A 14,289-nucleotide genomic window follows, 5' to 3' on the forward strand; every position below is an offset into this window, starting at 1 on the left:
CAAAAACACCATCCTTGTTCTGAACATGTCTATAGTATATAAAATGAAATCATTCTTTCATTTCATAGTAAAACACCTTACCCATTGTAACACGCCGGGAGATTACATCAACATCTGCGGGTCCACATCAATGCTGATCTGCAGTCCTTTGTCACGGACAGAGTCCTCCAGCTCCTCGGCCACCTGACGGGCCAGTCCGATCGCATCAATCGCACCGCGCCATTTGATAATACACTGGAATCTGTAACGGCCTTTGAGCCGAGGCAAGGGTGACGCTACCGGACCCAGCAGATCCAGTGCATCCGAGGAGAGCTTGTCCAGACTGCCATACCAGCGCAGCTGCCTTGCTTTGCCCTGGATATTCAGGGCATAATTCTCCGCCAGCTTCAGCAGCAGCGGAAGCTGCTCATGCGACAGCGTAACCAGAATCAGCCGGCAATACGGCGGATAATGCAGCTCCTTACGGTGCTTCAGTTCATCCCGTACGAACGATCTGTAATCATGTCCGCTGGCATGGATGATCGAATAATGCTCCGGTGTATAAGACTGCACAACCACTTCGCCGGGCAGCTGATGTCTGCCCGCTCTTCCGGCAACCTGTGTGAGCAGCTGGAACGTCTTCTCCGCCGCCCGGAAGTCCGGCAGATTCAGCGCCGAGTCCGCAGTGATGACACCGACCAGTGTAACATCGGGGAAATCCAGTCCCTTAGCCACCATCTGCGTTCCCAGCAGTACATCGGCCTTCTTATCCCTGAACTGGTTCAGCAGCTTCTCATGTGAACCCTTCTCCGTGGTTGTATCCACATCCATACGGATGACACGTATACCGGGAAACAGCTTGCCCAGCTCCTCTTCGACCCGCTGGGTCCCTGTCCCGAAGAAGCGGATATGCTCGCTGCCGCATTCGGGGCACAGCTTAGGCGCGGGCTCGGCATGGCCGCAGTAATGGCAGCGCAGATTGTCGCTGCGGCTATGGTATGTCAGCGAGATATCGCATTCGGGACAACCGGCGACATATCCGCAGCTCCGGCACATGACAAAGGTAGAGAACCCTCTGCGGTTCAAGAGGAGTACCGTCTGCTCCCCTCGTTCCAGCCTGCTCACCAGCGCAGCATGCAGCCTGCGGCTGAACATCGAGCGGTTGCCTTCCTTCAGCTCGTCGCGCATATCGACCACTGCCACCTTGGGCAGCTCGTTGCCAAGTGCGCGGCTAGGCATCTCCAGCAGAATCGGTGAGAAATGAATATCGCTCTGTGATCTGGCTGCGTGATAGCTCTCCAGCGAAGGCGTAGCCGAGCCCAGAATCACCACTGCCCCGCCCTGTTCAGCCCGGCGGACCGCGACATCACGGGCATGGTATTTCGGATTTTCTTCCTGCTTATAGGAGCCCTCATGCTCTTCATCCATAATAATGAGGCCCAGATTGGCGAATGGAGCAAACACTGCCGAGCGTGCGCCGACAGCAACCATCGCTTTGCCCTCACGGATCTTGCGCCATTCGTCGTAGCGTTCGCCGACAGACAGCCGGCTGTGCATTACTGCCACCCCGCTGCCGAACCGGCCTTTGAACCGTTCAACCATCTGTGGAGTCAGGGCAATTTCCGGCACCAGCACTACGGCCTGACGCCCTTGCTCCACACAGCGCTGAATGCACTGCAGATAAATCTCCGTCTTCCCGCTGCCCGTTACCCCGTGCAATAAGAAGACTTCATGCGTTTGCTGCTCTACAGTTCCCACAATCCGCTTATACACAACCTCTTGCTCCGCTGTCAGCGGCAAGGGTGTACTCGGCTTGAAATCGCGTCCCTGATAGGGGTCGCGGTATACTTCAATTTCACTAATCTCAATATACCCTTTGTCCTCCAGCGCCTTCACCGTGCCGGCCGTAACCTGAAGAACCGACAGCACATCCTTGAGCGGCATGGGAAGTGTTGCCTCCATATCGATCAGGAAGGACAGCACTTCCTTCTGGCGCGCCGAACGCGCCGGGAAGCCGGACAGGGATTCGCGTGCTGCCGAGAGGCCTATGGCCAAATCAACGGCCTTCAGCTTCTTCTTGCCCATCTTGTCCTTGATCGACTGGCTCTCCGCCAGCACACCGCGCCGCACCATGAACTTTACAGTCTCAGCAGCCTCCGGGAAGGTGCGGGTCAGCAGCTTCATCGATACTTCCCCGTGGCGTCTGACGAAGTCAGTAATCTCCTGCTCTTCGTTGTCAGCCTCCAGGAAAAGCGGAAACAGCTCATCTCCGGGAGTATGGGCTGCTGCCTCTGCATCACCCAGCGAGATCAGCCGCTCGGCTTTGCCCTTCAGGGCAGTCGGAAGCATAGCCTGCAGTGCGGAGATCCGTCTGCAGGCATATCTTTGGCTCATCCAGTCGCCCAGCTCTACCAGCTCCGGCGACAGCGGAGGCAGCAGATCGAGCACTTCCACAATCGGCTTCATTCTTGAAACGCTGCCGGTCTCTCCCGACTCCAGGGATACAACAAAGCCCTGAACGGTCCGGGGTCCAAACGGAACCGCCACTCTGCTGCCTACTTCAATCCAAAGCTTCAATGAATCGGGAATCAAATAATCAAACGGCCGGTCGGTGCTGCGCACAGGAACATCGACAATGACCTTGGCAATATCCATTATAACAAGGCTCCGGCAACACGCTCAGCGGCGAGCTGCAGCACCCGGCGCGCTACCTCATCCTTGGAAGCTAAAGGAAGATCCAGTACCAGGCCGTCTGCATCATAGACTGACACAATGTTGGTATCGGTGCCGAATCCGGCACCTTCCAATGCTACATCGTTGGCTACGATTAGATCAAGATTCTTGCGCACCAGCTTGTCTTTGGCGTAGTATTCCGCATTTCCGGTTTCGGCGGCAAACCCGATCAGGAACTGCTTATCCTTCATTTTGCCGAGACTCTCCAGAATATCGGTAGTCTTCACCAGTTCAAGGGTCATGGTGTCACCGCTCTTTTTGATCTTGGACTCCGCGCTGTGTCTCGGACGGTAATCTGCGACAGCTGCCGCTTTAATGAGAATGTCGCAATCGGCCCAGCGCTCCGTGACCGCTTCATACATATCCTGCGCCGATTCAACGCGGACCAGCCGGATATCGGCATCGCGCGGCGGCGCTTCATCCGTACGCGCGGCGATCAAGGTAACCTCTGCCCCCATGGCGCGTGCTGCCCGTGCCAGCGCGAAGCCCATTTTTCCGGAGGAATCATTGGAAATGTAACGGACAGGGTCGATACGTTCAACCGTACCGCCAGCGGTAACAACTACCTTTTTACCAGCGAGCGGTCCGGATTTCTTGTCGTTCTGCAACGCAAAGAAGTTCTCCACAACCTTCACGATGGCTTCCGGCTCTTCCAGCCGCCCTTTGCCCACGTAACCGCAGGCCAGCAGTCCTTCACCCGGTTCAATAAAATGTACCCCCCGGTTGTAGAGTGTATCGATATTGCTCAATACCGCCGGATGCTGATACATATGAACATTCATTGCAGGAGCCACCATTACAGGAGCTGTGGCGGCAAGCAGTGTAGTAGACAGCATATCATCTGCCAGCCCGTGCGCCATTTTGGCAATAATATTCGCGGTAGCCGGTGCGATCAGGACCAGATCGGCCGAATCCGCCAGATCAATATGTGAGATGGAGGACGGGTCGCGTTCCTGAAAAGTATCGCTGTATACCCGTTGCTTCGACAATGACTGCAGTGTCAGCTCCGTAATGAACTGCTTGGCCGACGCTGTCATGATGACATGAACCTCGGCGCCTTGCTGGGTAAGCTTGCTGGTCAAGGCCGCCGCCTTATAAGCAGCAATGCCTCCTGTGATTCCGAGTATAATCGACTTTCCTTGTAAACTCTTCAAACTGATCTCCCCCCTGTTCCTCAATCTGTGGCCATTGTATATGCCGCTATGAAAAGAAGAAATGAAAATCTTCATATTTACGTCAAAAGGAAGCTGTATAGATTTCATTTAGTTTTTTTGAATAAAGGAACTATCGCCACTGCGGTGATAGTTGGACTTCCGGCCGCTGCCCATCCCCAGATTTCTTGATTTATACCGCATATCGCGGTAGAAATCCGGTGACTGATTATGCTTCCGAGGCTAGCTTTCCTGCGGAAAGCTTTCAGGCGGTCGCTGTCGCTCCTACAGTTCCAAAATCCCCTCCGCTGCTCCGTTCACTTCACTCAAAATTTCAAGTTCAATCTATCCCGCTTCATTATTTCCTTATAAATAGAGAAAAAAATAACAACCTTCCGGTTGTCAGGAACAGCCCGGTGCGGGCTATTATCTATTTCATTGTGCAGCTTAACTGGCTTAACTCAAGAAGAAACGGCTGCGCCATCCCTAAGCGGGATGGTTTCCGTTTCTGCTGTGAGCCTTGAGCCGGAACCTTGAGACTATTCTTCGTCGCCGCGTGTTACGATAATGCGGTCTTCATAGATCTCTTCAAGCGCAACACCAACAAACTTGTGCGATCTCGGGTTCTTGATATCAGTCTTTCCGCCTTCACGGAGTGCTCTAGCCCGGCGGGCTGAAGCGACAACCAGGGAATACTTGCTGTCGACCTTGGTCACCAGTTCGTCAATGGATGGATATAGCATGTAGAACACCTCTTCATCTTTTACTATAAATATGAACCAATCCTGTAGAACCTATCATCTCACCTTACAATGTTCGGCGATAATAATGCTTTCTATTCGCTTGCAGGCCAGATCGATCTCGTCATTCACTACTGCGTAATCATAATGCCGGATCAGGCCGATTTCATCCTCTGCAACAGACATGCGGTGATTAATCACATCAGGATGCTCCGTACCGCGTCCGCGGATACGGTCCTTCAACTCGTCCATCGACGGAGGAAGAAGGAAGACAAAGATGCCTTCTGGGAATTTGTCTTTGACTTTGAGAGCTCCCTGAACCTCGATTTCCAGAATAATATCTCTTCCGCTCTCGAGTGTTCTCTCCACAAAGTCACGCGGAGTACCGTAATAATTGCCTACGTACTCCGCATATTCGAGCAGCTGGTCACCTTCAATCATGTCCGCGAACTGCTCTCTGGATTTGAAAAAATAATTGACGCCGTTCTCTTCACCTGCACGCGGTGAACGCGTGGTGGCGGAAACGGAATAGACGAGTTCAGGCATCTTCGGCCGCAGCGCAGTGCATACCGTACCTTTGCCGACGCCGGATGGGCCGGATAGTATGATCAGCAATCCTTTTGACATAGTACACTCCATTTGTTGTTATTCGTCGTTATCGTCATCTTTGCTGGATAGGCGGTGAGCAACGGTCTCCGGCTGAACGGCCGAGAGAATGACGTGGTCGCTGTCTGTAATAATGACGGCCCGCGTCCGTCTTCCGTAGGTGGCGTCGATCAGCATATGCCGGTCTCTGGCCTCCTGAATAATTCGTTTGATCGGTGCAGATTCCGGGCTGACAATGGAAATAATGCGGTTGGCCGACACGATATTCCCAAAGCCGATGTTGATTAATTTGATTGCCATGTTCCGGTTGTTCCCCCCATAAGTTACATCTTTGCTTGTTTCAGGTCCCTGTTATTCTAAATTCGCCGCTTGCTCGCGTATCTTCTCAAGCTCCGCCTTCATGTCAAGCGTGAGATTCACGATGTCCAGATGATTGCACTTGGACCCGATGGTGTTGGTCTCCCTGTTCATCTCCTGAATGAGAAAATCAAGTTTGCGTCCTGCAGGTTCACTGCCAAGCAGCAAAGCCCTGCATTGCCCGAAATGACTGTACAGCCGGGTAAGCTCCTCATCTATACTGCAGCGGTCGGCGAAAATAGCAATGTCCATGCCGAATTTATGCTCATCCCACGGGAAGTTCCCGTCATTCAGTCCGCTGAGCCGCTGCCGCAGCTTCTCGCGGTATTCATGCACAACCAGAGGCGCAAGCCCGGTTATCCCGGCATGCAGCTCCTCCAGCCGGTCAACCCGGCGTGACAGATCAGCAGCCAGATAACCGCCCTCGCGGGCACGCATCTCCAGCAGGGCCTCCAGACTAAGGCGGAGCCCCTTCTCGAGGAGCTCTGCAACTTCTTCAGAGGGAGACGCAGCAGCAGTCGGAATCTCTTCCTTGAATTCCATAACACCGGGCATAGAAAGTATATCACGGAGAGTCAACTCTCCCTGGAATCCATACTCCCGTCTTAAGGCCTCTGCTGCGTCCAGATAGGACTTCACCAGCGTACGGTTCAGCGCATGCGCGTCAGCCGCACCCTCGGTGAGTTCCCTATTAATGATGACATCTACCCGTCCCCGTTTGATATGGGCTTGAACGAGCCGCCGCACCATATCCTCATAACCCGTCCAATCCCGGGGCATCCGCAGCACAACTTCGCAGTAACGGTTATTCACCGATTTGACTTCGAAACTAATCTTGTGTCCACCGAATTGCAGGGATGACTGACCGTATCCGGTCATACTAAATGACAACGGAATCACATCCATTACACTATTGTAATTGATTCTTACTAGCGAAACAAGGGGGACAATCTGCGTCCCTGCTTCGCCCAGACATACTCCAGCAGCTGTACACTCATATCATAGAACATAAAGGGTGTAATCAGATAGATGCCGTTAAAATGCGCAGTCGCCGCATCCAGCAGCTCCTTGGCGATGAGAACGCCTTCCGCGCGCCCCGCTTCGCCTTCCAGTCCCTGCATGCGGCTGCGGACCTCGGGGGAGAGCTGAATTCCCGGAACCTCATTATGGAGATATTCAGCGTTCCGGCCGCTGGCCAGCGGCATGATTCCGATAAAGATCGGAATATCCAGATGCTCTGTGGCTTTGGCAATCCGGGCAATTAATTCAGGATCATAGACAGGCTGGGTCATAATGTAATCCGCACCGGATGCGATCTTCTTCTCCAGCCGCTCCACCGCCTTGTCCAAGTGCTTGACGTTGGGATTAAACGCAGCACCGATCACGAACTTCGCCTTCTGTTTGAGCGGCTTGCCCGAGAAGGCCACACCGTCATTCAGCTGTCTGATCATACGTATAATTTCAAAAGAGGTCAGATCATAAATAGAGCTGGACCCGGGCAGATCACCGAAACGTGCCGGATCACCGGTTACAGCCAGTACATGGTCAATGCCAAGAGCGTCAAAGCCCATTAAATGCGACTGGGTACCGATCAGATTGCGGTCCCGGCAGGCAATATGCACCAGCGGCCGCAGCCCTGTACGGGCCTGAACCAGATGCCCCAGTGCCATATTGCTCATCCGGGTAACCGCAAGCGAGTTGTCTGCCAGCGTCAGCGCATCCGCGCCGGCTCTGCGCAGCGCTTCCGCTCCCCGCATGAACTTCGCAATGTCAAGATCACGCGGCGGATCAAGCTCTACGATCACTGTATGCCGTTCCTTCACCAGATCCACAAGCGTCGGTTCTGCTCCGCCCTGTCCTTCATCCTCGCTCAAATGCTCATGCACAGAAATCCGTTCTGCCATTCTATGTTCATCAGGCTCCGGAAGCGGCGTAACCGCATACTCCTTGAGTGCAGCGGAAATTTCCGCAATATGCCGGGGAGTGGTGCCGCAGCATCCTCCAATGATCCGGCTGCCCATATCCGCGAAGACCGGAGCCATCTGGCCGAAATATTCCGGTGATGCCCCATAGCGGTACTGGCCGTCCACATAATCTGCTACCCCCGCATTGGGATAGATCGATACAGGAAGCACAAGCCGCCCCTGAAGAGTGCCCAGCGCACGCTTGATGCCGTTCGGCCCGGTGTTGCAGTTGAAGCCGATGACATCCGCACCGTCCTGTTCCAGAATGCGGAACGCCTCAGGCAGAGTAAGCCCGTCCAGTGTTCGCGCCGAGTCATCTACAGCCAGCTGGCAGATTACAGGAAGCCCGCTGAGCTTGCGGACGGTTCTGAGTGCCAGGTGGAGCTCTTCCACATCATAAAAGGTCTCCAGCATGATACCGTCCGGCTGCTCTTCCAGCAGCGCAGCAATCTGCTGCGAGAAAAACCGCTTAAGCTCAGCCGAGGACAAATTAGCCCGTTTGCCGGCGCGTATAGATCCCACAGCCCCGACTACATAGCCGGTCTCTCCGGCTGCACGGCGGGCAATGCTCACCCCGGCGCGGTTGATCTCGGCAACCTTGGATTCCAGCCCGAATTTGGAGAGCTTATCATAGTTCGCCGAATACGTGTTACTCTCCAGCAGGACTGAACCGGCTTCCATGTAGCTCCGGTGGACATCCTCAATCACCTCCGGAGAGGTCAGATTCAATTCCTCATAGGAGATGCCTACAGGAAAACCCTTTTGATATAAAAAGGTTCCCATCGCCCCGTCTCCGACCAATACGTTATTCTCCCATGCAGAGCGCAAATCCGGCTTCACCGTAAGAACCTCCCCTTTTTTGTCATTAGTTTCATACTAATGTAACATAAAACGGGATGGATGATAAGCTTTGATCAGCGGAAACAGACGCCCTTTGCATGGCATACCGGCAAATGATTCATACTACTCCTATTCTTTTACAGAGGAGCCTGTCCAATGAAAAAAAACACCCGTAAGCTGCTGCTGCGCAAATATGCCGTCATCCTGCTGCTGTCCGCCCTCTCGCTGCTGTATTTGTATCTGGGGGATTGGCTTTTCGGGTACGGGCTGGATAATATCGGCTACATTTTCGATTACCTGCTCTATACTGCTTCCGAGAAGCTGACTGCAACAGTGCTGATCCTCTGCATGATCGTGCCGGATGCCGTCTACTGGATACGGGGAACTCAGCCCGGACGCGGTGCAGAGAAATGAGCCCGGACTGCCGCCATCACCACCAGCACCGCCGGAACAACCAGCATGAAAAAAGGATACACCAAATATAAAAGACCTCCGCCCTCATCCAGATGCTCTGTAAAGCTGCGGGCATCCAGCATGGAGGTGAACAGAATAATCAGCGCACAAGGATACAGCATCCGGCGGAAAGGCATATGGAACAGCTCCGAAATACCGACCAGTGCAGCGGCAAAGAACACAGCCATTTTGAAAAACACCCCGATAATCAGCACCATCACTACAAATATATCCACACGCTGGATGAAATCCGAGATCGAAATCTTGCTGATCGTCGGCATCAGCGGCAGCGGCGAGCGCTCCACAATATCCTCACCCAGAACTGAAATATTCAAGGCCATAGTGAAGCTGAGCAGAATGGCGGAGAAAAGGATACCGGCGGCGATGACCCATGGTCCTTTTTTGACACTGGACAAATAGGGCATCAGCATGGTGAAGCAAACCATCTCCCCGAACGGAAACATGTAATTCTGATGCGCCACCGAGACCAGCACAGGCTGGAGGCCATTCTCGAGCACGGGCAGCAGTCTGTGCAAATTGATAGACCCCGAGAGCACCAGCATAATTGTGCCGAACAAGCCGATCAGCATCACCACAAGCGCAAAAACCACCGAAGTCCTGCTCAGCACCTCCACGCCTTTATGCAGCACATACGCCCCCGAGAGCAGCATCAGCGTACTGAGAATAAACAGCGGAGTGTTGTGCATGGTTGCCATAGCGAGCATAGTGCTGCCATCGCGCAAATCCCGGGCGGCAAGATTAATGTAGAGAATGATGTACAGTATGGCCACCGGAGTTCCGATATATTTGCCGAGCAATTGCCGCGTATAGGCGGTAAAAGGCATGTCGGGGTGCTTGCGGTACAGATAGGCATAACCCGTGAACACGATCAGACCGGCCACACAGCCGACCAGAATCGAGAGCCAGGCATCCCTGCCGGACTCCATACCCAGATTGACAACCAGTGCCGTTCCCAGCTCAAACAAAACGGTCAAGCAGAAGAACTGGCCCAGTCCGATTTTGATCGTCCCCATATGTAGACCTCCCCGGTTCTATTTGTTGATCTGAAAAGAGTTGCTGCGCATATCCGTATGCCGGATGACGGCATCTGCGTCAAATTGGACTTCGCAGACTGCAAAAATATCCTCCCAATGATCCTTGACCTGCTTCCAGCCGTGCGGATGGTTCCGCTGCAGCACCTGTCCGAAGCCGAGATAATCGCTTTTGAACTCCCGTGCTGAAGCAATCGCTGTCTTAATCTGCTTAATCGTTTCCTCCGTCAGCTGTTCAGACAATCCCTCCAGTACCTCTGGTGAAGTAAGGTCCAGGGAATTGGCAGATTCCTTAATCGCAGCCTGCTGTCTGATTTTCACGATAATGACCGGATGCTCCGGATCTGTAACAGCCGCCTTCAAGGTTACCTGTGACTGATAGACATTGAAAGACAGATAGCCGCCTTCTTTGTCCTTGATTACAACGGGAAACTCTTTGATTTTGTTATGCAAAAGAACGGTGCCCAGCGCGGCGTCGCCGTCCAGCCAGCCTTTCATTTTATCGTCCTTGAACGCTGCCAGTCCTGAAATTCTCAGAATGTTCTTGGGTGAAATGCTTTTCAGGTTATCGTTGGTGTCTGCTCCCTCCCTGCTTCCGCTCGTAAACACCCCATTGATAATAGGTCCGCCTCCTGTGAGCTGAACCCCGCGGATCACATCATCCACCTCCATCCGGAAGTTGTAGCCGAACTGCTTCGAAGTCGTCTCCAGCTTCTCTACCAGATCATTTACAGGGATTTTGCTGAACACGGTCATCGTTGACATCAATTCATGCGCCGGCTGACCTTTGGCAATAAAGATCAGACTGGTGAGCCTGGTATCACTCTCCCGCTCCAGCACATCCAGGATATCCTTGATCCCTTCACGGGCAAGCTCCTCGGAAACCACCAGCACCCGTACATGTCCAAGTGATAAGAAACGCGCTGTTTGCCGGGAAGCATCGGCCAGTGCCTCGAACATCGTCCGGCCGGTACCTGTGTACATGGCAACCGGGGAAATCCCCCGGGCATTCTCCCCTGATATTTCCTCAGCAACGATGACCTGAAAAGACAGCCGGTATTTCTCAGCCTCGGTCGGCCCCCGGTCGATGGCTACCCCTGAGACAATGGCCCGGCGGTTAAGCTCCACATTATCCCAGCAGCCGGTAAGCAGGAGCAGCGGCAGAAGAGCCAGCAGCAGTGCAGGGAAGACGGATATCTTATTCATCAGTTTCATGTTGTTCACCTTCGGCCTGCTGCCTGGCAGCGGTATTATTCTTGAGAATGAGCGGAGACAGCTGCTCGTCATAGCCCGTCGTTAGCTGCATGTATTCAGGCAGCTCTGCGCGCATCTGCTGCGGTGATTTGCGGGGGCCCATCAGCCAGAGCGGCAGCCTGAGAATCGTATCCTTCTGCCCTTTGACCGAAAGAGGCACGAACGGGGACAGATAGGGAATGCCGAAGGTACGCAGGCTGTTCATATGTGCCACTAGTACAATCAGTCCCAGCGTAATCCCGTAGAAGCCGAACATGCTTGCCATGATCAGAAAAGCAAACCGGATAAGTCTCCCGGCAATCGCCATGTTATACGCCGGAATGGCAAAGCTGGCAATCCCGGTCAACGCTACCACGATAACCATGATCGGTGTAATGATCCCCGCTTCCACCACAGCGGTTCCCAGGATAAGCGCACCGACGACGGATACCGTTTGCCCGATGACACGGGGCATCCGCACTCCGGCTTCCCGGAGAATCTCAAAAGCCGTTTCCATCAGCAGCACCTCCACAAAAGCCGGGAAAGGCACATTCTCCCGCTGGGAGAGCAGATTGATCAGCAGTGTTGTCGGAATCATCTCATAATGAAAGGTAGTCAGTGCAAGATAAACGGAAGGGCCGAGAATCAGGACCAGAAAGCTGACATAACGGATGACCCGCATCATAATGGCGATATCAAAACGCTGGGAATAATCCTCTGCAGACTGAAAAAATTGCGTGAACACCGCCGGAAGGATCAGGACAAACGGGGTGCCGTCGACAATAATGACCACTCTGCCTTCCAGCAGATTGCCTGCCGCCACATCCGGCCGTTCCGAATTGTATATGGTAGGAAACGGTGTGAACGTCTTATCCTGAATTAATTCTTCAATGAAACCCGACTCCAGCACTTCATCTAGGGTTATCTTACGCAGACGTTCCCTGACTTCCCGGATCAGATCTTCCCCGGCTATCCCCTTCATATACATCAGAGCCACATGAGTCTGTGTTTCTGTACCTATCTTCATGTATTCCAGACGCAGCTTGGGCGATTTGATCCGGCGGCGGATCAGTGAGATGTTCGTGGCCACCGACTCTACAAAACCATCCTTCGGCCCCCGGACCACAAGCTGCGAGGAAGGCTCGCTGACCGATCGCTGCTCCCCGCCCCGGGTCTCGCAGATAATAGCTGTCCGGTATCCCTCCAGCAATATAACGGTGTCGCCTGAGAGAACGGCCAACATCATATCCTTCCATTCCTCCTGCAATACCGCGTCGCCGATTTCCAGGGCGCGGTTTAGAATCAGCTGCGGGAGGGGGGAGCGTCCGGTGCCGGGCTCTGCGGTGAATATGGGGGCAGACTTAGCGGCGGAGTTAGCAGCAGACTCGGCTGTGGCGTTAATTGCAGCTTCTGCCGGAGCGGCGGTGCCGGAAGCTGCTGTATCGCCATGGCTGGTCTCCGGTGCGGCTTGATCGCTGGCTGTTACCATGTCGTCCGTATCGTCCGGGAACAGGTCCTCCGTATTGCCCAGCAGCGAGCCAATTACAAATTCGTTAACGGCCACCGTATCAGCCAATCCGCTGAGATGAATTGCCGCCGCTTCAATCCGGCGTTCTCCCCCGATCTGGATTCTGCGGACTTTGAGATCCGGACTGCCGCCAAGCTCAGACTGCATACTATCCAGATTCCGGGCAAAGTTATCGGACAGATAAGGAGCTCCGCCTTCAGCTGGCTGGTTCGCCGGAGCTGCAGCTGTTGCCTGTTTATGTTTATTGGACCATGACTTCATATCCGCCTCATCCCTCCCATGCTCATGCAGAGTTCTATTATTCGCGGATATCCTTGCCATTATTCGGCTGGCTTCCCTCCGGGTGGAGGTCGGGGGTATCCATGGGTAGAATGGAGATTTTTAAGTTCACGCCACTTAAGTTCACGTCACTTGAATTCACGCCAAACCGGTAAAATACTGTACGTATTACAGCTTTGGCTCATAGATAACCGGGCATTCTAGAGGATTGTTGTATGAAATACAGGAATTATCTCGCTAAGTGGCTTAGCGGAGGAGAAATTCTGTATTTCGTACAACAATTCCGGATTTGGAGCTGATTAAAGTAGGAAATGTTGTATTTTGGGCAGGATTTTTAAAAAGTGGAGGGCTATGGTGCAATTGGCGGAGTTCATCAGGGAACTCGTGCTCCAGCAGCAGCTAAAAAGTTCAAATTCCACCGGGTGAAGGCCCGGCGGATGCAGAAATCCCCCGCAAGCTCGCAGCTCGCGGGGGATTCCATATCTATTGCTATGGGGTTTAATCCGGCTTAAATATCCACCGAGCCCGTATACACAACCTGAGCAGGACCCGTCATATACACATGGTTATCTTCCTCATTCCACTCGATGAACAGGTCGCCGCCCTTCAGACTGATCCAGGCCGAACGGTCTGTTACCCCGTTCAGTACGGAGGAGACCAGAGTGGCACAGGCTCCGGTTCCGCAGGCCAGTGTAGGTCCGGCACCGCGCTCCCAGACGCGCATATCCACATGTCCGCGGTCCACAACGGTAGCGAACTCCACATTTACTTTGCGCGGGAAGAGCGGATGAACTTCCAGCTTCGGTCCCCATGTTCCGAGGTCGAAGGATACAGCATCATCTACATAAATAACCGCATGCGGATTGCCCATGGATACGGCGGTGAATTTGAATTCCGTTCCGTCCGCCTCAATCGGCTGATCGAGCACAGGCACCGCATCGATAGCTACCGGAATCTGCAGTCCTGACAGAACCGGCTCGCCCATATCCACCGTAACAGTCTCCACTACACCATCTTTTACCTTCAGGGACACTTTCTGTTCACCGGCACCAATCGTTTCAATCACAATCTGCTCCGATTCCACCAGTCCGTGCTCATACACATATTTGGAGACACAGCGGATGGCATTGCCGCATTGCTCGGCTTCCGAGCCGTCAGAGTTCATGATACGCATCATATAATCACCGCGCTCTGAAGGCAGAATGTACACCAGCCCGTCAGCGCCGATGCCGAAGAACCGGTTGCACAGCGTAACTGCCAGCTCCGAAGCATTGCCCGGCAGCTCCTCTTCGCCGAATACAACTATAAAGTCATTGCCTAGTCCGTGCATCTTAGTAAATTCCATTGTATCGTCCACTCCTAAAAGTTTTGTTT

12 protein-coding genes are annotated in these 14,289 nt (G+C 53.5%); 1 reads left to right on the forward strand and 11 read right to left on the reverse strand.

Annotation, left to right across the window (positions count from 1 at the left end; genetic code table 11):
* Positions 1-102: 102 nt before the first annotated feature.
* The 7 genes from priA to MHI42_RS05300 form a co-directional block, all read right to left on the reverse strand.
* The gene (priA, locus tag MHI42_RS05270; RefSeq protein WP_042136592.1) at positions 103-2,634 is read right to left on the reverse strand and encodes a primosomal protein N'; all 2,532 of its coding nucleotides are present in this window, start codon (positions 2,632-2,634) and stop codon (positions 103-105) included.
* A complete protein-coding gene (gene coaBC / locus MHI42_RS05275) occupies positions 2,634-3,866 on the reverse strand; it encodes a bifunctional phosphopantothenoylcysteine decarboxylase/phosphopantothenate--cysteine ligase CoaBC (RefSeq protein ID WP_342423020.1) in 1,233 nt (410 codons plus the stop codon). Before coaBC ends, priA begins: the two co-directional genes overlap by 1 nt.
* Positions 3,867-4,402: 536 nt before the next feature.
* On the reverse strand, positions 4,403-4,606 hold the full coding sequence (gene rpoZ / locus MHI42_RS05280) for a DNA-directed RNA polymerase subunit omega (RefSeq protein WP_042136588.1): 204 nt from the start codon (positions 4,604-4,606) through the stop codon (positions 4,403-4,405).
* A gap of 54 nt (positions 4,607-4,660) precedes the next feature.
* Complete coding sequence (gene gmk, locus MHI42_RS05285; protein ID WP_039298007.1) at positions 4,661-5,230, reverse strand: guanylate kinase; 570 nt, start codon at positions 5,228-5,230, stop codon at positions 4,661-4,663.
* An 18-nt stretch (positions 5,231-5,248) separates the two neighbouring features.
* Positions 5,249-5,509, reverse strand: a complete 261-nt coding sequence (locus tag MHI42_RS05290) for a DUF370 domain-containing protein (protein WP_006209218.1) — start codon at positions 5,507-5,509, stop codon at positions 5,249-5,251.
* A 51-nt stretch (positions 5,510-5,560) separates the two neighbouring features.
* Complete coding sequence (locus MHI42_RS05295) at positions 5,561-6,457, reverse strand: YicC/YloC family endoribonuclease (protein WP_342423021.1); 897 nt, start codon at positions 6,455-6,457, stop codon at positions 5,561-5,563.
* 38 nt (positions 6,458-6,495) lie between these two features.
* Positions 6,496-8,370, reverse strand: a complete 1,875-nt coding sequence (locus MHI42_RS05300; RefSeq protein ID WP_171716436.1) for a bifunctional homocysteine S-methyltransferase/methylenetetrahydrofolate reductase — start codon at positions 8,368-8,370, stop codon at positions 6,496-6,498.
* A gap of 156 nt (positions 8,371-8,526) precedes the next feature.
* Between MHI42_RS05300 and MHI42_RS05305 the strand changes: the two genes are divergently transcribed.
* On the forward strand, positions 8,527-8,784 hold the full coding sequence (locus MHI42_RS05305) for a hypothetical protein (RefSeq protein WP_042136582.1): 258 nt from the start codon (positions 8,527-8,529) through the stop codon (positions 8,782-8,784).
* Here MHI42_RS05305 and MHI42_RS05310 read toward each other — a convergent pair.
* The 4 genes from MHI42_RS05310 to dapF form a co-directional block, all read right to left on the reverse strand.
* Positions 8,757-9,857: a GerAB/ArcD/ProY family transporter gene (locus tag MHI42_RS05310; protein ID WP_171716437.1), complete on the reverse strand. Its 1,101-nt coding sequence runs from the start codon at positions 9,855-9,857 to the stop codon at positions 8,757-8,759. The two genes, MHI42_RS05305 and MHI42_RS05310, sit on opposite strands and share 28 nt — an antisense overlap.
* 18 nt (positions 9,858-9,875) lie before the next feature.
* Complete coding sequence (locus MHI42_RS05315) at positions 9,876-11,090, reverse strand: Ger(x)C family spore germination protein (protein ID WP_342424686.1); 1,215 nt, start codon at positions 11,088-11,090, stop codon at positions 9,876-9,878.
* The gene (locus MHI42_RS05320; RefSeq protein ID WP_342423022.1) at positions 11,074-12,897 is read right to left on the reverse strand and encodes a spore germination protein; all 1,824 of its coding nucleotides are present in this window, start codon (positions 12,895-12,897) and stop codon (positions 11,074-11,076) included. Before MHI42_RS05320 ends, MHI42_RS05315 begins: the two co-directional genes overlap by 17 nt.
* Positions 12,898-13,423: 526 nt before the next feature.
* Entirely contained in the window at positions 13,424-14,260 is an 837-nt protein-coding gene (dapF, locus tag MHI42_RS05325) for a diaminopimelate epimerase (protein WP_342423023.1), read from the reverse strand.
* Positions 14,261-14,289: the final 29 nt, after the last annotated feature.

Source organism: Paenibacillus sp. FSL E2-0178 (genome assembly GCF_038593005.1).
Classification (GTDB): Bacteria; Bacillota; Bacilli; order Paenibacillales; family Paenibacillaceae; genus Paenibacillus_AQ; species Paenibacillus_AQ phytohabitans.